Raw genomic sequence first — 22,453 nt, 5'->3', positions numbered from 1 at the left:
TCCAAATGATGGGACAATATGACAAGGGCAAATGCCTTTGATGTCTCATTGAGGAGGACCACCATGACTGACGACCGAACCTCATCGAAGGCTCGCCGCACGACCGTCATTGTCGGAGTCGATGGCTCCGAGGACGGTCTACGCGCTGCCCGCTACGCCGCAGGATCGGCGATCAGAAGAGACGCTGATCTCATCGTCCTTCACGCCGTTGATGACGCCGCTGTTGCGGGCGCTTGGGGAGTCGTCTACGACCCGACCGCTCTGCAGGATGCCGGCCAGGTCGTTGTTGACGACGCTATCCATGTTGCGACTGAGCAGGGAATGGATCCCGATCGGATCTCTGGAGAGGTCGTCCTGGGTAACCCCGCGGCTATTCTGGCCGATCGCAGCGTCGATGCCCAGCTCGTTGTCGTCGGCCGTCGCGCTACCTCAGGCCTGGAGCGGATGTTCGTTGGGTCGACCTCAGTGGCTGTGGCCGGCATGTCGGCAGCACCCGTCGTTGTCATCTCCCGTGCCTCGACCCCGGAGCCGACCGGCGGCAAGAAGCGTGTCGCGGTCGCAGTTGGCCCCCAGAGCGAGGGAACTGCAGCTGTCGGTTTCGGATTCGCCGAAGCACATCACCGTGACTGCAAGCTGCTCGCGGTGACGGTCCCTGGTGACGACTCCGAGAAGGTTCATGACGAGGCTCTCAAACGACTCAACGAAATCGTCAAGCCGCTCGCCGATGAGCATCCCAATGTCGCGATCGAGACCCGCGTGCTTTCCGGAGAACCCGTCGACGCTTTGGTCGATCTCTCAGACGACGTTGACCTCCTTGTTATTGGCATGAAGAAGCACCCGATCTTGGGCTGGACCGCAGGTGGTGTGAGTCGCGGCATTATGGCGCACGCTCAATCGCCGCTGGCTATCTGCCACTGACTAAACTGCTGTCTGAAAACAGATCGTAGTACTGCAGCGGGGTTACGAAGGCCAAGTGGCCATGGGCGTCATCGCGATGATTGGTGTCGCGTGGGGTCGGTTGTGAAAACCAACACACGTGAGCATTATTCGGTCGCTGGGTGTTGGAGGCGTCGCATAAACTGATTCGGCCATGCCTGATTCACGACTGGAAGGTGAACTGCCCGGTGGGGGAGCCGTCACCTTCGACACTGAGCTCCCGATAGCGGCACACGCCGACGAAATTGCTGACCTCGTCAAGGGTCACCAGGTCGTGGTGGTGGCAGGCGAGACCGGTTCGGGAAAGACGACCCAGCTCCCTAAGATCTGCCTGGCTCTGGGGCGCCGTCACATTGCCCATACCCAGCCCCGACGGATCGCTGCGCGCAGTGTCGCAGAACGAGTTGCCGAGGAAATGGGGGTTGAGCTGGGGGAGCAGGTCGGCTATCAGGTCCGCTTTACCCGCCGCGCTACCTCTAACACCGCTCTGACCGTCATGACAGACGGCGTGCTTCTCGCTGGGATCTCTCATGATCGCGACTTGCGCGCCTATGACACCATCATCATTGACGAGGCTCACGAGCGCAGTCTCAACATCGACTTCCTGCTGGGTTATCTCAAGCAGTTGCTGCCACGACGTCCCGACCTTAAAGTCATCATCACTTCGGCCACTATTGACACCGCCAGGTTTTCCACTCACTTCGACGACGCCCCAGTTATCGAGGTCTCGGGGCGCACATATCCCGTTGAGGTGCGTTATCGCCCGCTAGATCCTTCCGAGCAGGTCCGTCCCGATGACGAGGACGGCGTTGACGACGAGGATGAATTCCCCGATCGCCCATCGATCCCCACTTCGACGAGCCCGGATGACGAGGTGGTCGACCAAGTCACCGGTATATGCCGGGCGGTCCAGGAGCTCTGCTGCGAGGGGAGCGGTGACATCCTCGTGTTTCTAGCCGGTGAACAGGAGATCCGTGAGACCGCCGAGTCGCTAGCCGACCTCAACCTGTTAAATACCGAAGTCCTGCCGCTCTTCGCGCGCCTGTCGGCCACCGAGCAGCATCGGGTTTTCACCCCACACACCGGACGACGAATCGTGCTGGCCACCAACGTCGCTGAGACCTCCCTGACCGTGCCGGGGATCCGCTACGTCATCGATCCGGGAACTGCCCGTATCTCGCGGTACTCGGTGCGCACCAAGGTCCAGCGTCTGCCTATTGAGCCGGTCTCCCAGGCCAGCGCCAACCAGCGGGCCGGACGATGTGGCCGAGTGGCACCGGGTATCTGCATCCGGCTGTACTCCCAGGCCAGTTTTAAGTCCCGTCCCGAATTCACCGAGCCAGAGATTCTGCGGACCAACTTGGCCGCGGTCATCCTTCAGATGGCCCAGGCCAGGCTCGGCGCCATCACCGATTTCCCCTTCGTCGAGGCTCCGGATCGCTCCCAGATCAATGACGGAATCCGACTCCTCGACGAGCTGGGAGCCCTCAAACCGGGACACTGTGACTCTCCGCGCCTGACAAAGATTGGCCACCAGCTGGCCCGGGTGCCCCTGGACCCGCGGCTGGGCCGCATGCTCCTTGAAGGAGCGAAGCAAGGCAGCCTGGCTGAGGTCCTCGTCATCGTCGCGGCCCTATCGATCCGTGACGTCCGGGAGCGTCCCGCAGACAAACGTGAGGAGGCTGACGGTTTCCATCGCCGTTTTGCCACCGAGGTCAGCTTGCTGCAGACCCTCCAGGCAGCTGACAGCACCGATAACAATCGGGTGGGGAACTGGTCGCAAGTCCGTCAACAACATATCCGCCAGAAAACCGTCAATACTCCTAAATCCGGAAGTCTGACACGTCACACCCCGCACACCAATTCCCGTCTCGGCAAGACCTCCCCGCGTACCCAGGCAGCTGGGATTGACGAGGGTGGTGACATCATGGCCATCCATCGGCTATGGCGTTATTTGCGTCACCAGCGCCGTCAGATGGGGTCTTCGGCCTTTCGCCGCATGTGTCGGGCTGAGTACATCAACTATTTGCGAGTGCGTGAGTGGGACGACCTGCACGGCCAACTCCGCCAGATCGCCAAGGAACTGCACTTGGAGGTCAACCGCACTCCTGCTCCGACCGATCGGGTTCTCGTCGCCCTACTCTCGGGACTGTTGTCTCACATCGGTCTGGCTCAGGTCCGGGAGTCGTCTAAGCGGCGCGGCCAGCATTCTAGGCCGCAGGAATACCTCGGCGCGCGCGGCACGAAGTTCGCCATCAACCCCGGATCACTGCTGGCGCGCAAGTCACCCGAACTCGTTGTAGCTGTTGAGTTGGTGCAGACTTCTCGGCTGTGGGCCAGAACAGTCGCGGCTGTCCAACCCGAGTGGGTGGAGGAGATTGCGGGCCCTCTCATCAAGCGCTCCTGGACGGCGCCGCATTGGGCAGCCTCAACAGCATCGGTAGTCGCAACCGAGCGTGGCACCCTTTTCGGGGTGCCATTGTGGGCTGATCGTCGCGTCAACTACGGCCAGATCGATCCGGTGGGGTCTCGACAGATCTTCATCCGGTCGGCCCTGGTAGAGCGGGACTGGCGATCTCCTCACGAATTCCTCAGGCATAACGATTGGGTCCGTGACGAGGCAGCGGATCTTGAAGAGCGCAGCCGCCAGCGCGGCTTGGTGGCCGACGACGACGCCATCTTCACTTTTTACGACCGCCGGATTCCTGACGAGATCGTCTCTGGCTCACACTTCGACGCTTGGTGGCGCCGGGTGCAGGATCATCACCAGCTTGACCTGTCGATCGACGATCTCGTCGACTCCGACTCCGTGGACGCTGATGCTTTCCCGGACCACTGGAAGGTCGGAAACCTTGACCTGCCGGTGCACTACGTCTTTGAGCCGGGATCCGGGCACGACGGCGTTACCGTCACTATCCCATTGGCACTGCTCAACCAGGTGCCCACCGCGCCGTTCAGCTGGCAGGTTCCAGGTCTGCGTACCGAGTTAGCGACGGAGCTCATTCGCACTCTTCCTAAGCGCATTCGCACCCAGTTGGTTCCCGCTCCCGACCATGCCCGAGCGGCACTGACTTGGTTGGAAGACCACGATGCTAATTGTCAGGCCCCTTTCACCGAAGAACTCGGACGAGCACTCAAAGTTCTCACTGGCGTCATCGTCAATCCTGATGACTGGAACATTGTGGCCCTCCCGGCCCATCTGCGGGTAGGTTTCGACATTGTTGACGCCGAGGGAAAACCCGTCGGTAAAAAGTCCAGAAAGAATGCCAAGAACAAGCCCAAGGGATTCCAGTCCGCCCCCATTGCCCGCTCCGAGGATCTCGAGGCGCTGCAGACCGATCTGGCTTCCAAGGTCTCCCAATCATTAACCAAGGCCGCAGGACGATCCCAGATCCACGGCGCGAGGGAGTGGACCTTCGATCCGATTCCGGAACGGATCGGTCTGTCGCGCGAAGGCGCTGACGCCGTCGGTTACCCATGTTTGGTCGATGAGGGAGTTTCCGTTGGCACCACCGTCCTGGACAATCCCCGCGCTCAGCGCACCAGCCATGCTGCTGGCGTTGTGAGGTTGCTCGTCCTCAACCTTCCCGATCCGACGAAGTGGGTCGTCACGCACATGGACAACGCCACCAAGCTAGCCGTGGCAACCTCTCCGTACCCTAGCGTCTCGGCCCTCTTGGCCGATGCCCGTCACAAGGCGGTCGCTTCGGTAGCCCACGAGAAAGCCGGCGATCTATCAGGGATTCGCAATAAACAGTCCTTCGATGACCTTGTCATGGCCGTTCGGCAGGACCAGGCCGACCGGATGGCTCGAGTGGTGCGTACCGCTGGCAGGGTCCTCAGCCGTCTTGTTGAGGCTCGTCAGGCTCTGACAACCGTCTCGGATCCGACGATCCGAGACGACATCACCGCCCAGATTGACGACCTCGTTTTCGAGAATTTCATCTCGGCTACCCCGGACCCTTGGTATGACGACATGCCGCGCTGGATTCAGGGGGTGAGCGTGCGTATCGAATCCCTGATGACCAACCTCTCGCGCGATCCGCGTCAAATGGCAGAACTCGAGCCTCTCTTGGCCGACTATGACGCCTTATGCGAGAAACAACCGGCCGGAAAACTACCCGCCGAGGTCGAGGAAATCGGGTTCATGCTGGAGGAATTGCGCATTCAGTACTTCGCCCAGAAACTCGGTACCCGTGTCAGCGTGTCACCGAAGCGGATTCGCGCCGTGATGGCGCGCGTTGGTTGAGTACGGGTCAGGGGGGGGTAATGACGTGGTACCCCGTTCATGATGGTCCAACGGTGGGCGAGACCATATGACCGCGCCCACCGTCGATCGTCTTAGCGCCTTGGGATCACCGCCAGCGACGCAGGTGTGCCATTCACTCGGCACGCAGTATTGCGAGTCCCCGACAAGGGCCAAACCTTCCCGTTTCCCTGGACCCCGGTGCTGGGCATCTGGGTGGGGCGGCTGTGTTGGCCGAGGTGGGTCAGGGTTTTCGAGGATTTCGGGTTGTTTGGCTGGTGCAAACTGGGCGTGACCGTCGGGGTCGGTTGGGGTGCGCGGCGTTTCCGAGGCACTGGGCACTGCCGGCGTTGATCCGCTCGAGCAGGTGGCGGAGAGACGAATCTCACCGGCACCGCCGAATGGTTGACCACTCTGGGAGGAGGTCTCCACAAGTTTGACGAACGGACCGGTTGCAGGCTCATCAAATTCGACGATCTTCTTGGTCGTGTGGATGAAACGAGCCGTGGCCTTGCCACCGTTGTCGATGGTGTTGTCGCCGATAGCGTTCGTCTCGAATCCGGCTGCCAGAGTCGACGTGTTGGCAGTAATCATCCAAACAGTACCGGAACCGAGGTCTGCCTTGGGCACGTCAATGAGCCTTGCCACGATCGACCGAGATATCGGCGGCCATCATCTGGGAGTGGGTGCCGGTGACGCTGACCAGGTCAAGGTTGGGGACAAGGATGCGATGTACCTGCTTGTCCGGATCCTTGATGTCGGTGAGCTTGTAAGTAAGCGTGCCGCTGATCTGTGCGGTCATGGACACATCTGGCAAATCAGCGAAAGCCAACCGGTAACTCACGTTGTTCTTGCCTGCGATCGGTTTGCCGACACTGACCCTGTGATCCTTACCATCGATGTTAATGGACGTCAAGGCTCCACCATACTGACCAACAAGAGACTTACCCCCAATGTGTAGTTGATCACCTGGGAAAAGTCAGGACGCACACGCACCGACAAAGCGCCGTCAATGATCGTCATGACTCCTGAGGGAACCTGGGGGGTCAAGGAGATCGATCCCGACGCAGCCGTCACGGATGGATCGGAGTGGGCTCCCCCTCGGTGGGGTTGGCGTTGACTGGTGGGGTCGTCAGGGCGATGGTAGTCAACATGCCGATGGCCACTATCGCACCGTACCCGGCTTTCCCATCCCGTCCGTGGGCGAAACGGGGAGAGCATGATGCGCGCACCCATCGGTGGCGTGCGGCAGTATCGGAACGCATTGTCATACCTTTTCTCCCGTGCATCATTGCGGAGGGTGGTGGTGCTTTGTGTGTTGTCATCCGTTCGTTGTTAGTGGCCAGACCCACTACTTCAACTCTACCCTGAGCGGACGGAGACCCCTAGGCTGTAGCCCATCGTCCTGTCGCCGTAGTAGGCACCGCGGATAGCCGTGTGGTCATGGGGCAACTACTTCATACGCCGCAACGGGTAGCCCCGGGCGAGGTACCCCAACCTTCGGTGCGGGCCCCGTGACCGGCGCATCTGATTCGGATACGAGGCGCGATTCGTTCGCAAAGGGCGCAGCCGTCACCGGATGTGTTGGTGTTACGGCTGCGGTGGGAGCCACCGTTGGCTTGACGCTCGGCTTGGGCTGTGGCGCGATGCCGTTGGCTCGTTCGAAGTCACGCAGGGTGAACTTCGCCTGACGGATGTAGGAGAGGTCCGTCGTCACCTTGTAGTGGTGCGTGGCCGGATCGACCCATGACCGTGAAAAGGCCTCGTCCCAGTGCCCGTAGGAGGTCATGAGGAAGGTGCCGTCGGGGAAGGTGACGACCCCGCTGTAGCCGGTGTCGCCGCCGTAGATACTTTGCGACCAGTCATGCGACAACAGAATGCGGTACTGACCCTCCTTCTGGTTTATTAGCTCGTCGTAGCTGCCCACCCATGCGACCCAATTTCCGGCGCGCCAGTCTTTGGCGCCGTCATGAGTGCCGTTGCCGTTGAGGTCGTAGCGGATCTCCCGCATCGACACCACGACGCGACCAGTGATTGGGTCGTAGACCGGCTTGTGGCGCTCTCCTGCCAGGGAACCCGGCAGCTCCTTCGGTTTGGACCACGTCTGGCCTTCATCACCGGACTGGATGAGGGTGGCACGGTGCCGGTGGGACTGACTGCGGGCTAAGCCGACGATGTGCTTGCCGTCAGGGGAGCGGAACATGCCAATCTCGCACATCTGGTACTCCCTCTCGATCTCACGGTGCTGAGCGAGCAGGGGTACCGGATCGGACCACGTTTCGACGCCGCCGTCGAAACTCAGGATGGTTTTGTAGTTGACGTATTCGTGGTCGTGGTAGATGCCCATCCATCTCGGGAGAGGCTTGCCTTGGGAGTCCCGGAGCTGGACCAGTGAGGCCATCGCAACGATGGCGTCGTTGTCAACGTTTCCGTGGTCACGTTTGGTCAGGAAGTGCTTGTACTCGCTCCAAGTGTCTCCATCGTCGTCGGAGTACGAGGTGTTGAAACCATGCCGATGTCCGGCCAGATCGGTTCCCCAGCCGGGATTGGCCGAGACCAGTAGCAGTCGTTCACGTCCATCTGGCATGTCGAGGGTGAATAGGGTCGGGGTTTCCTGCGAGCCTGCCCATGATGCCGGGGTGTTCTTTTTCTCGACCCACGTCCGACCCCGATCCTGCGAAATCATCATGATGATGGGGCCCTTGCCGTGGCCCTTCGCGAAGGTGGTGACGAGACGTCCGCTGCGGGTCTTGATGGTATCGGGATGGGCGAGGTATTGCCGGTCGGTTTTCGGAGCCCGCATGATGGTTGACACATATTGTGACGGGAGCTCGTACTCCGGGATGGTGTTCCGCCATGGTAGCTGGGGAGCTTGTACCGTCGGTTCGGGCGAGACTGGCCTAGGTGCCAACGGTGTAGATCTCGGGGTTGCGGATGCGGCCTTCCCTGGCGCAACGTCGGCACCGATGGCGAATCCGGACTTTTCGGGAATGGTCGTGCCCCATAAATCTGTCGCGCCCCGGGCTGTCGGAGCCTTGCCCGGGAGGGTCGCGTTGTCGTAGCCGACGGCGTTCCTGGCTCCTAGCGAAGTGGCAGCCAGCCGGAACGAGTCGCCCTTAGGCCAGTTCATGTTATCGCGTGCGGTGGATAGGAAGGTGGGACGTCCCTCAACGTCTTGGGTGCGTGCAAAGGTTCCGTCGGTACTGACGAGGTTTCCGCGCACCATGTCGACCTCGGCTGCATCTGTAGGTTGGAAGGAGTAGATACCGCCACGACCGGGGCGATTGACGATGTTATTGACGATCGAGATTGCGGTGTTCGGACGGTATCGGCTTTGCAGCCGGATACCGGGGGCATTGCCCTTGCCCTGGTCGCGGTGGATGGTGTTGCCGTAAATCCACAAGCCGCTGACCTGTCCGGTTACCGATCGGCCGTCCTCGGTAGGCGAGGAATAGGACGAGATCATGATGTCTGAGGACCTGTCTGGATCGTGGGTGCCATTGTCGACCATGAGGTTATGCCGGATCGTCGCACTTGCGTCACCGTACGCAGCGATCACCGAGGCGCCATAGCCGCCGTTGTCGTGCAGATAGTTGTTCTGGATGATCGAGTTCTTGGTGTTGCGGTCGGCGTCGAGCCCAGTGCCGTCCTGACCTCTGTACCCGACTCGGTTTCCCCAGGCGTTGTTCCATTCAGCGGTTACGTGCCTGGTGGTGTCCCACCAGGCGCCTGTTCCGTTCATGGTGTTTCCCGGGTTTCCGATTCCCGAACCGTTGCGGTAGAGATCATTGTTGCGCAGCAGTACGTCAGTGGCCCCGAAGATTCCTGCCCCCATGGCGTCGTTGTCGTGTAATGAGGAATTGGAGATCACGGCGTTCTGGATCCCGGTGACGGGAGAGACGTGTGGATAGGGTTTGCTCTCCTGATCAAAACACGTTGGCACCATGTAGCCGTCGCGTTTGATGCCTTTTTCATAGTCACTCCACGGGTGGAGCTGATGGTACCCCACCTGGACGCCTGCATAGTGCTGGCGCGAGGCCTCAACCTGGTCAATGACGACATCCTTGATGGCCGATCTGGCCGAGCAGGGCATGACGATAACACCGCCGACTCCCATGACCCAGAAGTTGTCGGTGACCTTGTTGGGGCCACCCTTCCAGGCGTTTTCCTCGACCGCGACGCCGTTGGACGGTGATGCCCTCCATAACATGTCCGTTATGGGCCTCGACTGAGATATTGCTGAACCACCCGTTGCGCACCGTGAGATCCTGGATGGTGATGTGCGACCGATCGTCGACCTCGATCACCGAACGCTGGTTCGTGGCCGATCCCTGTGCGTCGAGGATGGGGGCCTTCCCCTGGCCGTAGGCACCGATGAGCGTACGGGCGTGGTTGGTGCCCGAGGCATTGACGACTACCGTCCCCCGGCAGGTAGTGCCTCGTTTGAACAGGACTCGCTTTCCGGGGCCGAATGCCTTGTCTAGTTTGTCAACGCCATTGACAGGATGGTCGATTGATCCATCCCCCGAGGCGGAGGACGAGCAATCGACGTGAGTTGTCTGGGTGGTGCTGGGATCGGCCATCGCCGTGTTCGGGGATGGCAGGGCGACGAGGCCCAGGCTTACGGCGGCGATGACTCCGGTAAGCCAGAATCCCGTTGTTCGTTGATACCTCATGTGGGATGAACTCCTTCGTTCAGAGGTTGGAATTGTTCCGTAGGCCTCTCCGAGGTCCGCCCACTGATGGGTCAAGGAGCCCCCTTAGACCTCGTTGAGACATCACTGTCTTTCCACTTATTCGCCAGGATGTGCGCCAGTGCTGTGTCGGGTGCGGCGACATCATGGGCGGATAAATAGTAACAAGTACGGTAAGAGTCCTTCACAATCTTTGAGATTTTCCCGCTGAAATGCTCATGCCGAGTGGTTGCTTGTCGCCAACGACGGCTCCGTCGATGACGAGAGAGCCAGGCTGATGGCACCATGCACCACGGCAGAGGTGCCCGCCGACGCCGGCTCAATGACGGGAAGGTGAGGTAGCACCCCGGTAAAGTTGTCGGTCAGCCGTTGTCGGATTGGTTCATGGGCTGCGCAGGCGTAACCTCCGATGACCAACAGGTCGGGGTTCAGAGCGGCCATCAGGGCTGTCAGACCGAAGGTGACGTCGTCAATGAAGTTGCGTAGCACCAGCCGGCTCCAAGCGGGAGGGTCGGATTCCCCGGCGAGTTTAAACAGTCGTTGCGCCGTGCAACCGTGAGCCTGGGCCTGTTCCATGAGGGCTACGTGGGCATCGTTCCATCCCGAACCGGGCAGGTAGCTCATCTCCCCGGCGTATCCGGCTGCGCCTCGAACCGGGTGCCCGTCGAGGACGATCCCAACTCCGACGGAGGCATCGATGAGCAGACAGACCATGGACCGGTCTGTGGGCAGGTTCCGGACTCGCTGCTCGGCAACGGCCGCCAGCACGGCGTCGTTCTCGATGACGATTCGCCCGACTCGTGCGTCGTGCAGGCGTTCGAAGTAGCCAGGGGCGGAGATATCGGGCAAAGTCTCGTTGCGTCGCAGCACGCCGTCGCGCCCAACACTGCCAATGGCCCCGATGACCATGGTGTCAACCGATGTGATGCCTGTGGCGACCAATAGATCGTCGAGGAGGTTGTCGAGGATCTCGGCTGGGGGGCGTCCCCTCAGGGGTCTGGAATCACTGGCCAGGATGGTCCCCTGCCAGTCCGCGATGGCTAACTCAACCCCCTGCAGCCGGACCGCCACCCCGGCCTGCATCCGCTTGGTGGCGTTGAGGGTGAAGACGTGAGGTCGACGTCCCCCACGTCCCGAAGCGTGATCGGCCTGCCCCTCCAGAGCGTCACCAGTCTCAACTAGATCGGATAGTGCTGAAGCCACAGTGGGTCGGGTGATACCGGTTAGGCGCGCGAGCTCCCTGATGGTAAGTGGGGCTGTGGACTCGATGAGGCATCGCAGCACGGTTTGGCGGTTGTGCTCGCGCAAGTCGGCGAGGTTGCGGCCACTCACTACGCCCTCAGAACCACTGCCATCGAACACCGCCCAACCTCCTTGCGTCAACCGTCGGCTACGTCTTGTCGACCGATTTCCCTAATCTACTTGATTCTCCACCAGTAGTAAAGTACTCTTTTACAACCGCCGGGTTTCTTGGTCACATCATCGGAGATGAAATCCGCAACCGGGGAAATTCAAGAGCATACCTATCAAGGTCACAGACGAAGGAGTACACCCGTGAAAGCCTTGAAGACGATCGCAGTCGCAGCTGTTGCGACCGCCCTGCTTGCCTCCTGTGGCGGGGGTCCGGGCGGTTCGTCGTCCGGCAGGATCGACAGCATCAACCTGTGGGTCCCACCGTTGGCCGCAAACACTAAGGACGCTGAACTTTGGGCCGACATTGTCAAACCCTTCGAGAAAAAGAACAAGGTTGACGTCAAGGTCACCGTCATCAGCTGGGACACCTACGAATCGAAATACCTCACCGGCATGGCCAGCAAGGACGGCCCCGATGTGGGCTACATGTACGGTGAGATGATGGGCGATTACATCGCCAAAAACCAGTTGGTCGACCTCTCCGGAATGGTCACCCAGGAGCAGAAGGACAACCTGCTCTTCCTCGACAAAGGCAAAGTCAACGGCAAGCAGTACAGTCTTCCCCTCGTCGTTGGTGGAGCACGCGTTCTGTTTTACAACAAGGGTCTCTTCGCCAAGGCTCATGTCGAGCCACCCAAAACTTGGGATGACTTTCTCGCTATATCCAAGATCCTCAAGGCCAAGGGGATTCAGCCTTTCACTGCCTCATGGGGCGACCCTGCCCGCGGTGCCATGAACGCCTCGTTCATCCCGTGGTTGCTCCAGTCCGGGGGTTCGCTGTTCGCCGAGGATGGCTCCAAAACCGCCTTCGACACTCCCGAGGCCATCGAGACCGCAACTTTCATCAAGCAACTCCACGACGAGGAGATCCTGCCCAAGGACACCACTGGTTTGGTCATGGATCAAAGCTTCAAGCAGTTTACCGACGGCAAGGCCGCGATGATGATCGATACCGAGCAAGACGCTCCGAGGATCGACAAGGCCGGTGTGAAGTGGGGCTACGTCACCTCGCTGAAAAAGAGGCAGCAGGGAACCATGATCGCTGCTGACGCCTTGGTCATGACTAAACGGTGCAAGGTGCAAAAGACCTGCTACGACCTGATGACCTTCGTCGAGTCGGGTAAGCAGATGACTAAGCTGCCACAAGCAGGCCAACTTTCCGCCCATTGGCAAGGACGAAAAGAACACCTACGCTGCAGCTTTCCGGCCCATCTACGCTACCCAGCGTGACATCCTCAAGCCGTTGCCGGTGGTCAGTAACAGCACTCCGGCCTATGACGCCCTCTACAAGAACCTGCAGCAGATGCTCAATGAGCAGAAGATGCCCGAACAAGCGATGAAGGACGCTGCTGCCGAGGGCAACAAACAGCTGGGAGAGGGCAAGTGAGTTCCGCCACTCTGACGTTGAGGCGGGCCCAGACTGCCCGCCCCAATGCTGATGGGCATCGTGGCTTTCATCGGCGCAACTGGTCGGGATGGCTGTATGTAGTCCCATCCCTGGTGATCATGATGCTCATCGCCTTCACACCTATCGTGATGTCAGCCTATTTGTCATTCACCAGCTACGACGTCTTTACCTCCCCGAAATGGATCGGTCTGGATAACTACGTTGTGATGCTGCGCGACGAGAACTTCTGGTCGGCGTTGCGGAACACCGCAATCTTCACTGTTATCGCTGTGCCCCTGCAGGTAATGATTCCGATGCTGCTCGCCGACTTCTTGGCCAACCACACCGGACGCAAGTTCTCCCAGATTGCCCGGTCGGTTCTTTTCATACCGGTGGTGGCGTCGATGGTGCTGGTCGGCACGGTCTGGCAGTACATGCTCTCCCCGGACGGGGGATTCTTCAATTGGGTGATAGCCAAGGTGGGGATGGAGCCACAGAACTTCCTAGGAAAGCCTGTCAGTGCCTTGGTAGCGGTCTCCCTGGTGACCGTGTGGAAGAATATCGGCTACTTCCTGGTGCTGTTTTATGCCGGGGTGATGGACATCCCGACCGAGCAGTACGAAGCCGCCAAGGTTGATGGTGCCGGTGGGGTAAAGCGGTTCTGGCATGTGACCGTACCTGGCCTTAAACCCGTGGTTGTCCTGTCGACGATCTGGAGCTTCCAGGTGTTTGACATCGTCTACTCGATGACCGGTGGCGGGCCCGGCGGTGCCACTACGACCATCGTGATGAGCGTCTTCCAGGGCATCCGCAGTTTCGATTTAGGGTACTCGTCGGCGATCGCCATGGCGCTGCTGGTGGTCGTGCTCGTCGTTGCCATCGTCCAGCGCGCATGCTTCAGGGAGGATTGAGATGTTGGCCCGCACTGGAAAGGCCGTCGTCTTGATCGTCGTGGCCCTACTACTCATCATGGCGATGTTGCCGTTCGTCTTGATGGTCGTCAATGCCTTCCAGAACACCGTTACTCTGAATTTTGACTTCGATCCCGACAGTTTCACTAGCGAGAATTTTGTACGACTGTTCACCGTGCACCACTTTGGCGCTGCCCTGTTGACTTCAACCGTCGTCGTGGTTATCGCGGTGGTGCTCAATAACGTGGTGTGTTGCCTGGCCGCCTTCGCATTCACGTTCAAACCATTCCCCGGTTCGAAGATCCTGTTCTGGGTCTATCTGGCGACAATGATGGTGCCGGTACAGGTGACTATGATCCCGATGTTCCTGATTTTCAGGGAACTTGATATGTTGGGTAGTCCACTGTCATTGGCACTGCCGGTGGTTAACGCCTTCGGGGTATTCCTCATCCGTCAGTTCATGACGACGATCCCGCTGAGCCTGCTCGAGGCTGCGCGTATCGACGGGGCCAGCGACCTGCGGGTCTTCTGGTCGGTAATCCTGCCCATCATCCGTCCGGTGATCGTTTCGTTGACGGTGTTCACCTTCTTGACCACCTGGAACGACTTCATGTGGCCGCTCATCAGCCTGCAAACCAACGAACGCACCACCGTGACCCTGGCCATCTCGCAGTTGCAGGGTGCGTTCACGTCTCAGTACGGAATGGTCATGGCTGGTACGACCGTGGCGTTCCTGGTCCCCCTGGTGGTTTATGTGGTCCTGCAACGTCAATTTGTCCAGGGTGTGACCGCTTCGGGAGTGAAAGGGTGACCGTGGTTTCCCCCTCCATTGAGGTTGCTGTCGTCGACGGCCTCACCAAGATCCTGCCCGATCGTTGTCCCGACTCTGCCGAATCCCCACGGCTTAGTGGGTTTGCGGGTCAGACGGTCAGCTTTCAGATCGCTTGGCGCACCCGACGTCGTCCCCATGACAATGGCTCGGGCTCGTTACGCGTCGAGGTTGTTACCAATGCCGGGGTACGGTTCTGGGCTATTGGGCTGGTGCCTGTGCGAGTGCCCTGCTGGGATGGCCGCTGTGATGGCTATCTCACAGGTAAGCCCAGCATGATGCCTGACCTGCTGAGACCGCTCTGCGCCGATGAGGAGAGGGGTGACGATGCCACCGTGTACTCATGCCGGCCTCGCCTCACTCATGTGGGATGGCATGGTGTGTGGGTGGATCTCGAATTACCGTCGGCGGGAAGAGATCTGCCCCCCGTCGAGGTGCGAGTCTTCGAGGCCGACGTGCAGGTGGCCCACCGCACTATCGACGTGGAGGTTGTTCCCACCGCGCTGCCTGACCACGGGGTGGAGTTCACTCAGTGGTTCCACGCCGACTGCCTTGCTACCTATTACGGCGTGGAGCCGTGGAGCGAGGCCCATTGGCGGGTGGTGGCCGAACAGTTGCGTGCCGCTGCCCAGATGGGGGTCACCATGGTACTCACCCCGTTATGGACCCCACCCCTGGACACTGCACCGGGCTCGTACCGTCCGACGGTGCAGCTGCTCGATATCTCATGTGACGATGGGGTATACCACTTCGGGACTGACAGACTCGAGAGGTGGATCCGGTTGTTAGAGCAGGTCGGCATTGCCGGTGTCGAGGTGCCCCATCTGTTTACCCAGTGGGGGGCGCGGCTCACCCCACGGTTCCGCATGAGCGTTGACGGCGAGGTGGTCGACCGGTTTGGTTGGGACACTCCTGCTACCGACCCGGAGTATGCGTATTTCTTGTCGTCTCTGGTGCCCTTTCTCAAGCAGTGGTTCGAGTCCCGTATCGGGCTCGACCATGTCGTCTTCCACGTTTCAGATGAGCCGAATGAGCATCATCTGGAGAGCTATCGGGCGGCCAGTGACATTGCTCGGCCATTATTGGAGGGCGCCCGCACCTTGGAAGCTCTTTCTCATCCTGAGTACATCGAGCTGGTGGACGAACCAGTGGTGGCTACGGACGCCGTTCTGGACTTTCGCCGCGATGGCATCGAACCGGCCTGGGTGTACCACTGCGTCGCCCAGGATGTGGGCGTCTCGAACAGGTTCATAGCCCAGGAATCGGTGCGCACCCGAGCCTTGGGTTGGCAACTCTGGAAGTTTGGTGTTAAGGGCTTCCTGCACTGGGGATTCAACTTCTATTACGGCCAACTGTCGGTCTGTCCAATTGATCCCTTCGCCGACACCAGTGCGGGCGGCGGGTTCATCAGCGGAGACGCGTTCATCGTCTATCCTGGGCCTGATGGAGTGGTGTGGCCCTCCTTGCGTCACCGCCTGGTTCGCGACGCCTTCGTCGATCTTGCGCAGCCCGAACTGCTGAGTCTCTGCTGGGGCGCTCCCAAGTACTTTCGATCATCGATCCGGACTCCACCCTGGGATACGACTCAGGGTGGGTGGATAGTCACACCTGGTTGGAACGCCGGCACCGACTCGATCATGCGGTGGCCGAACACCTACGTGGCATGGGACGGGATAGGGTTACGTTGGTTGGTGCACGCCGTCAGACGTCGCCGTGGGATGGAATTAATGATTTTGGCCGTACGGGGATTCGATGACGTTGCGCTTGATACCTGGGGCGCGCTGGTGGGGCAGCATGGCGAGGGATGGCATCCGATGTTCTGGGGAGAGGAAATGATGGTGGTGACGTTTCCGCATGGACAGAAGGATGATGAGGTTCACTCGGGCCAACGTTCCGGTCAACTTGCGAGCCATGCTTTTGGTCATGGGGCGGAGAGTGGCGTCTCCAAGGCCTTTCCAGTTACGTTCTTTTCCGCCTGCACCGCTCCAGAGAATCCACCGACGCCGAGCCCATGGCGTCCTGATCCATCACTGGAAAACCAAGTCCACCTGAACCGAAGGAGCTCCTTCAATGACGACCCAAGGACGTGTCACCCTACCGGTCGAGGAGGGGATGGACGAAGAACTCACAACCATCATCGAGTGCCTCGGTGCCGATGCAGTACGCAATAGCGACGGTACGTCGCTGCCCAAGATCGTCTCCGAGTTGGGGACGAAGGTGTATTCGACTTGGTTCTGTGCCCGCGGTGACGAGGTGTGGGCTTTGGACCACCTTGACGAGCACGTCAGCCTTTATTTGTGCTCCGACCGGGTTCCGGCCTTTGAGGACGGACCGTTGAAGATTCACATCATGCGCGGTTTCTTTGCCGAACAGGTTCGCCCGGATACCGACGTCGACATCAAGCGCTGGTGGCAGGTACGCGACCGCACTACCGGTGGGGTTGTTGAAAGCTGGACGGTCAGTGGTGAAGGTGTCGACTGTGTGGTGACGGCGCCAGCGACGGCTGGCCACGTTTACACCGTGACATTCCTGGCTGCCCAGCTGTGGGACACCACCCAGATGTACAACTACACGACGAATCACTGGGAGAATGACCCCACCCGTCGCAAGGAACACCCCTTCGACGTCGTCTACCCCGCTACCTGGAACCACGTCCAGGAATCTCTTTCGGACTGGCTTGACGCCCATCCTGAGGTCGACGTCGTCCGGTTCACGACTTTCTTCTACCACTTCACTCTGTATTTCAATCAGCAGGCCAAGGAGAAGTTCGTTGACTGGTTTGGTTACTCAGCGAGCGTCTCGGTGCCCCTCATGGAGGCTTTTGAGGCCGAGACTGGTTGGCGGGTCGACCCGGAGGACTTCGTCGACGCTGGTTACCACAACTCCTCGTTCCGTCCGCCTTCTCGGTTCCTCCTCGCATGGATCGATTTCGTCAGTCGTTTCGTTACTAATCGGGTGCGTCGCCTCGTCGAGATCTGCCATGATAAGGGCCGCGAGGCGATGATGTTCCTCGGTGACAACTGGATCGGTACCGAGCCCTATGGCGAGCTGTTCGCAACCACTGGGATTGATGCCGTGGTCGGCTCAGTGGGATCGGCAGCCACATGTCGGATGATCTCCGATATCCCCGGCGTGCGCTACACCGAGGGACGGTTTCTGCCCTACTTTTTCCCCGACGTCTTCAACGATAAAGGGGATCCGGTGGGGGAGGCTAACACCTCATGGGTGCAGGCTCGGCGAGCCATCGTTCGCAAGCCACTGGACCGCATTGGCTACGGTGGGTACCTTTCCCTGGCCAACCAGAACCCGGATTTCATGGATCGGATTGCGCAGATTTGCCAGGAGTCCCGCGACATCTGGGAACGCAGCGGTGGGAAGACTCCGCGTACTGCGCCGTTTCGAGTGGGCATCCTCAACTGTTGGGGAGCCCGTCGCACCTGGATGACCCATATGGTCGCCCACGCCCTGTACTACAAGCAGGCCGCGCCTTGCCTGGGAGTTGTGGAGGCCCTGGCCGGACTTCCCTTTGACATCGATTGGCTCGACTTTGACGACATCCGTGACGGTGTCCCCGAGGCCATCGGCGTGCTCATCAACACCGGCGCGGCAGGAACCGCCTTCTCCGGAGCCCAGGAATGGGCTGATGTCGCCGTGCAGGCCACGGTACGTACGTTCGTGGCTCGCGGTGGCGGGTTCATCGGTGTCGGCGAGCCCAGTTACTGGCCGGGCGATGGCGCATGCTTTCGGTTGTCCGATGTTCTCGGCGTTGACCGGGAGATCGGGTGGAGCTTGTCAACAGATCGTTACCCGAACGTCGTCGACTCCCATTTCATTACCGAGGGTTTATCCCTCGATGTCGGCCCACTTGCTCCCGAAATTGTCCCGGTGTGTGAGGACACCGAGGTGCTGGAGCTGGAGGACGGCTCGATTCGTGCGGCCGTCCACACTCTCGGGGAGGGCAGGGCAGTCTACCTCGCTGGTCTGCCATACACCGTGGAGAACTCTCGGCTGCTGCACCGAGCAATCTGGTGGGCGGCTGGTCGCGACAAGGAATTCGCAGCTGAGTACGTTGCAGCCGATCCTCGTGTCGAGACGGCTTGGTACGACGAGGCTGGACTGCTTCTGGCGACCAATGTCAGCTTTGGTGAGGTCACGACGACCATCGCTGGTTTGACCGATGAAGTGACTCTCGCTCCGGGCGGGTCTGCATGGATTAAGATCTGACGGTGAGCCCCCGAGTCCCTGTGCTGAATCCGCCTGATCTGGCACAGTGGTTTAGGTGCCATCGACGACTGCTGAGCTGCTTGACCTGCTTGATCTTGAGGACCTCGATCTCGACCTGTTCCGAGGTCGACAACCGCATACGACGTGGCAGCGGACCTTCGGGGGCCAAGTACTGGCTCAGGCTCTAGTTGCTGGTGTTCGCACCACTCCTGAGCGCACGGCCCATTCCATGCACGCGCTGTTCCTCCATGCTGGACGCACCGACCTGCCGATGATTTTCGATGTTGAGCGAATTCGCGACGGTCGGACCTTCAGCACTCGCCGTGTTAACGCTCGCCAACACGGCCGAATGATCTTCACCGCAGAACTGTCCTTCAAGAACCGCGAGGACGGCCCGGATCACTGTCCGACCTTAACCCAAGCCCTCGAACAGATGTTCGGGCGACCAATGCCCACCGTCAAGGAGTGGGATGCGCTCGATGTGCGGTTGGCTAGTGACGGTTCGCAACTCGTCGACCCTAACCACGTCACCCACCTAAGCCTGTGGGTACGCACCACCGCGAGCCTTCCTGACGACCGCGTCGTGCAGCGCGCTATCCTCGCATACATTTCTGATATCAGTCTCATGGCCGGTGCCGTCATGCCCCATTTGGGATCGGTGCCGCCGGGGATGGTCGTCAACCCGGCATCGTTAGATCACGCCATGTGGTTCCACCGTACTGCCGAGGCTGATCGCTGGATGCTCTACGACCAGGTGTCTCCGAATGCGTCGGGTTTGCTCGGCTTTTCCATGGGACGACCGATGCAAGATGGCAAGCTCATCGCGTCTTGCTGCCAGGAGGGGGTCATGAGGCTCATGGACGCGAATGATCTCGACGCTTTGGTGACGTTTCCGTTTGGCCGCAGCGAGTGATTTCCCTCTGAACGCAACGATGGCCCCGGATAGATCCGGAGCCATCGTGAGAGGATCAGGCCGCCATCGTGGCGAGGTTGCGCTGACGCATGCTGTCCAGGGCGGCACGCTCGATTTGACGCACGCGCTCGGCGGTGATTCCCCACACTTTGCCGATATCGGCAAGCTTGGCCTGGCGTCCATCGACGAGTCCGTAGCGGCGACGCACTACGTCGGCGGAGCGCTCGTCGAGGTTGTCAAGAAGTCCTTCAAGTCGACCGCGGTCCTCGGCGTCGAGCACGATGTCGTCAGGGCCAGGAGAAGTCTCGCGGGCGATGAGGTCGCCCAAGCTAGTGTCGCCGTCGTCCTCAACTGGGGCGTCGAGAGAGACGTGGTCACGTCCGAAGCGGATGAGTTCGATGACACGTTCCTCGGTAATCTCCAACTCGTCGGCAATCTCGGAGGTCTCAGGCTCGCGGCCCAATTGGCGCTCAAGGTTGCGGCGAGCAGCCGAGACCTGATTCACCTGCTCGGCAACGTGCACCGGGAGGCGGACGATGCGCCCCTGCTGAGCGATGCCTCGGCTGATGGCCTGACGGACCCACCAGGTGGCGTAGGTTGAGAACTTGAATCCCTTGGCATAGTCGAACTTCTCGACGGCGCGGATGAGGCCGGTATTGCCCTCCTGTACGAGGTCGAGTAGCGGCATCTGAGAACGGCCGTACTTGCGGGCCACCGACACGACCAAACGCAAGTTGGCGCGCACGAAGTGGGCCATGGCCTCATCTCCGTCGGCCGCGATCTGGTGCAGTTCCTCAGTGGTGGCATCAGATGTGGTCTCCGCCTGACCCTCGAGAACGGCGCGTGCAAACACACCCGCTTCGATCCGGCGGGCCAACGCAACCTCCTCCGCGGCATTGAGCAGGGAAGTGCGGGCAATTCCGTCTAGGTAGAGGCCGACTGCGTCCTTTCCATCAATGCCATCGGTGGTACGAACCCGGGACTTGGTGTCCATATGTTTCGCCTTTCTCCGTCGGACTGGCTGACACCTATATCAACGTCACGGAGGGTCGAATGTCATCCCTAAGTGACTGATGAGTGTCTGCGGTCGTGGGTGACATCAGAGGTTCAGACTATGGTCGTACCTGCGTGCTCGACGCAGCCGTTCCGTGGCAGGAGAGGGGAATTGGAGCGGGCAAGTTTGTGTTAGCACGCGGATGGTGCAAGAATATACGAAGGGTTTTGACGCCTCCCGGGCGTTGTATGCCCTTGGGCTCTGTGGGCGGTGATTCGTCTACCCAGCCGGGCCCATTTGGAGGGGACAGCACTGAAGGACTGGTCAGTCCTTGGAGAGGATACCCGTGTCGACCACCACGTCCAGCACTGCAAACACCGCTGCCGACGAGGAGGCGAAGACAGCCACCACAAGGAAGAGCACACGTTCCACCTCTGCCAAGACCGGTACGACCGGTCGGGCCAAAAAGACCACCGCGAAGAGGGCCACCACGAAAGCGAGTCAGTCGACGGCGAAATCGTCGGCCAAAAAGTCCGCTGGCGAGGCTAAGGCACCCACGGGTAGGTCTTCTAGGGCCAAGTCCACCGGCACGAAGGCGGCCGCCAAGCCCACCAAGACAGCGGCGAAGTCTTCGGGTACGAAGGCGGGCGGGACTACGTCGTCCGATGGCACCAAAAAGTCGACGACGAGAAAGCGGGGCACCAAGGCGAAGAAGGAAACGACCATCGCCGAAGCAGCGTCCGGTGAGGTCGATGTGACGGTGGAGCGCGACGGCGATGACGTTGTGTTGACCATCGGTGGCAAGAAGCGCTCCCTTGACGACATTGACGAGCGTGACTACGACCCGGACGAGGCCGCCAAGGATGAGCAGCAGATCAACAAGGAGGCCGAGGCGTTCTCCCTGTCTGATAACGACGACGCTGACGAGCCTGAGCAGACTGTTATGGTCGCCGGCGCTACCGCCGATCCCGTCAAGGATTACCTCAAGCAGATCGGCAAAGTGGCTCTGCTAAATGCCGTCGAGGAGGTTGACCTCGCCAAACGCATTGAGGCCGGTCTGTTCGCCGGTGAGCAACTGGCTGACCCAGACGCCAAGATTCCGGAGAAAGACCGCGAGGATTACGAGTGGATCGCCGAGGACGGCAAGGTGGCGAAGAATCACCTACTAGAAGCCAACCTTCGTCTGGTCGTCTCCTTAGCTAAGCGTTACACCGGTCGCGGCATGCTCTTCCTTGACCTCATTCAGGAGGGGAACCTCGGCCTCATCCGTGCTGTCGAGAAGTTCGACTACACCAAGGGCTACAAATTCTCCACGTATGCGACGTGGTGGATCAAGCAGGCCATTACCCGCGCTATGGCTGACCAGGCCCGTACCATTCGTATTCCCGTGCATATGGTCGAGGTCATAAACAAGCTGGCCCGCGTCCAGCGTCAGATGCTTCAGGATCTGGGTCGCGAACCTACTCCGGAGGAGCTGGCCAACGAACTCGACATGACGGCCGAGAAAGTCATTGAGGTGCAGAAGTACGGCCGCGAGCCGATCTCCCTGCACACCCCGCTGGGTGAGGATGGCGACTCTGAGTTCGGTGACCTTATCGAGGATTCCGAAGCTATCGTGCCAGCCGACGCCGTGAACTTCACCCTGTTGCAGGAACAATTACATGATGTCCTCGACACTTTGTCCGAGCGTGAGGCCGGTGTCGTATCGATGCGATTCGGCTTGACTGACGGACAACCGAAGACCCTGGATGAGATCGGTAAGGTTTATGGCGTCACGCGGGAGCGCATTCGCCAGATTGAATCCAAGACCATGTCGAAGTTGCGTCACCCGAGCCGCTCTCAGGTACTGCGCGATTACCTCGACTGAGGATCCGACAGCCGAACGAGGGGTGCCCACTCAGGCGCC

General features: G+C 60.1%; 17 protein-coding genes. 10 read left to right on the top strand and 7 right to left on the bottom strand.

What is annotated here, in order from left to right:
• Positions 1-63: 63 nt before the first annotated feature.
• Together F1563_RS02060 and hrpA are read left to right on the top strand one after the other, a co-directional pair.
• Complete coding sequence (locus tag F1563_RS02060; RefSeq protein WP_007433794.1) at positions 64-918, top strand: universal stress protein; 855 nt, start codon at positions 64-66, stop codon at positions 916-918.
• Positions 919-1,090: 172 nt separating this feature from the next.
• On the top strand, positions 1,091-5,185 hold the full coding sequence (hrpA, locus tag F1563_RS02055; RefSeq protein ID WP_149302530.1) for an ATP-dependent RNA helicase HrpA: 4,095 nt from the start codon (positions 1,091-1,093) through the stop codon (positions 5,183-5,185).
• On the opposite strand, the gene F1563_RS13415 is transcribed toward hrpA, so the two are convergent.
• The 6 genes from F1563_RS13415 to F1563_RS02030 form a co-directional block, all read right to left on the bottom strand.
• Positions 5,144-5,812 carry a hypothetical protein gene (locus F1563_RS13415; protein WP_172623550.1) on the bottom strand — a complete coding sequence of 223 codons (669 nt, stop codon included), beginning with the start codon at positions 5,810-5,812 and terminating at the stop codon, positions 5,144-5,146. The two genes, hrpA and F1563_RS13415, sit on opposite strands and share 42 nt — an antisense overlap.
• A 1-nt stretch (position 5,813) precedes the next feature.
• Complete coding sequence (locus F1563_RS02045) at positions 5,814-6,098, bottom strand: hypothetical protein (protein ID WP_002527346.1); 285 nt, start codon at positions 6,096-6,098, stop codon at positions 5,814-5,816.
• A gap of 157 nt (positions 6,099-6,255) precedes the next feature.
• Complete coding sequence (locus F1563_RS02040) at positions 6,256-6,447, bottom strand: hypothetical protein (protein WP_002527345.1); 192 nt, start codon at positions 6,445-6,447, stop codon at positions 6,256-6,258.
• 176 nt (positions 6,448-6,623) lie between these two features.
• Positions 6,624-9,299, bottom strand: a complete 2,676-nt coding sequence (locus F1563_RS02035) for a right-handed parallel beta-helix repeat-containing protein (RefSeq protein ID WP_238330715.1) — start codon at positions 9,297-9,299, stop codon at positions 6,624-6,626.
• Positions 9,232-9,858: a hypothetical protein gene (locus tag F1563_RS13960; protein ID WP_238330714.1), complete on the bottom strand. Its 627-nt coding sequence runs from the start codon at positions 9,856-9,858 to the stop codon at positions 9,232-9,234. The genes F1563_RS02035 and F1563_RS13960 overlap by 68 nt, the downstream gene beginning before the upstream one ends.
• 234 nt (positions 9,859-10,092) lie before the next feature.
• Positions 10,093-11,238: an ROK family transcriptional regulator gene (locus tag F1563_RS02030; RefSeq protein WP_002527343.1), complete on the bottom strand. Its 1,146-nt coding sequence runs from the start codon at positions 11,236-11,238 to the stop codon at positions 10,093-10,095.
• Between the two features lie 192 nt (positions 11,239-11,430).
• Here F1563_RS02030 and F1563_RS02025 point away from each other — a divergent pair, with 192 nt between their 5' ends.
• From F1563_RS02025 to F1563_RS01995, 7 genes are read left to right on the top strand one after another with little or no spacing between them, the layout of a single operon-like run.
• Positions 11,431-12,519, top strand: a complete 1,089-nt coding sequence (locus F1563_RS02025) for an ABC transporter substrate-binding protein (protein ID WP_007433796.1) — start codon at positions 11,431-11,433, stop codon at positions 12,517-12,519.
• Between the two features lie 19 nt (positions 12,520-12,538).
• The gene (locus F1563_RS13410; RefSeq protein ID WP_002527341.1) at positions 12,539-12,676 is read left to right on the top strand and encodes a hypothetical protein; all 138 of its coding nucleotides are present in this window, start codon (positions 12,539-12,541) and stop codon (positions 12,674-12,676) included.
• Positions 12,673-13,587 (top strand): carbohydrate ABC transporter permease, encoded by a 915-nt coding sequence (locus F1563_RS02020; protein WP_227431974.1) that lies wholly within the window; start codon positions 12,673-12,675, stop codon positions 13,585-13,587. Before F1563_RS13410 ends, F1563_RS02020 begins: the two co-directional genes overlap by 4 nt.
• 1 nt (position 13,588) lies before the next feature.
• Complete coding sequence (locus F1563_RS02015; RefSeq protein WP_002527339.1) at positions 13,589-14,398, top strand: carbohydrate ABC transporter permease; 810 nt, start codon at positions 13,589-13,591, stop codon at positions 14,396-14,398.
• The gene (locus tag F1563_RS02010; protein WP_238330713.1) at positions 14,395-16,587 is read left to right on the top strand and encodes a glycoside hydrolase domain-containing protein; all 2,193 of its coding nucleotides are present in this window, start codon (positions 14,395-14,397) and stop codon (positions 16,585-16,587) included. Before F1563_RS02015 ends, F1563_RS02010 begins: the two co-directional genes overlap by 4 nt.
• Entirely contained in the window at positions 16,487-18,640 is a 2,154-nt protein-coding gene (gene gnpA / locus F1563_RS02000) for a 1,3-beta-galactosyl-N-acetylhexosamine phosphorylase (protein WP_007433801.1), read from the top strand. Before F1563_RS02010 ends, gnpA begins: the two co-directional genes overlap by 101 nt.
• Before the next feature lie 55 nt (positions 18,641-18,695).
• On the top strand, positions 18,696-19,553 hold the full coding sequence (locus F1563_RS01995) for an acyl-CoA thioesterase (RefSeq protein ID WP_002527335.1): 858 nt from the start codon (positions 18,696-18,698) through the stop codon (positions 19,551-19,553).
• Positions 19,554-19,608: 55 nt separating this feature from the next.
• Here the strand turns inward: F1563_RS01995 and F1563_RS01990 are convergent, their stop codons facing one another.
• On the bottom strand, positions 19,609-20,547 hold the full coding sequence (locus F1563_RS01990; RefSeq protein WP_002527334.1) for a sigma-70 family RNA polymerase sigma factor: 939 nt from the start codon (positions 20,545-20,547) through the stop codon (positions 19,609-19,611).
• Between the two features lie 331 nt (positions 20,548-20,878).
• Here F1563_RS01990 and F1563_RS01985 point away from each other — a divergent pair, with 331 nt between their 5' ends.
• On the top strand, positions 20,879-22,414 hold the full coding sequence (locus F1563_RS01985) for an RNA polymerase sigma factor (protein WP_036958283.1): 1,536 nt from the start codon (positions 20,879-20,881) through the stop codon (positions 22,412-22,414).
• The last annotated feature ends 39 nt before the right edge of the window (positions 22,415-22,453 follow it).

Source organism: Cutibacterium modestum (assembly GCF_008326345.1).
Lineage (GTDB): Bacteria > Actinomycetota > Actinomycetes > Propionibacteriales > Propionibacteriaceae > Cutibacterium > Cutibacterium modestum.
This window is presented reverse-complemented; position numbering and strand designations above follow the sequence as displayed.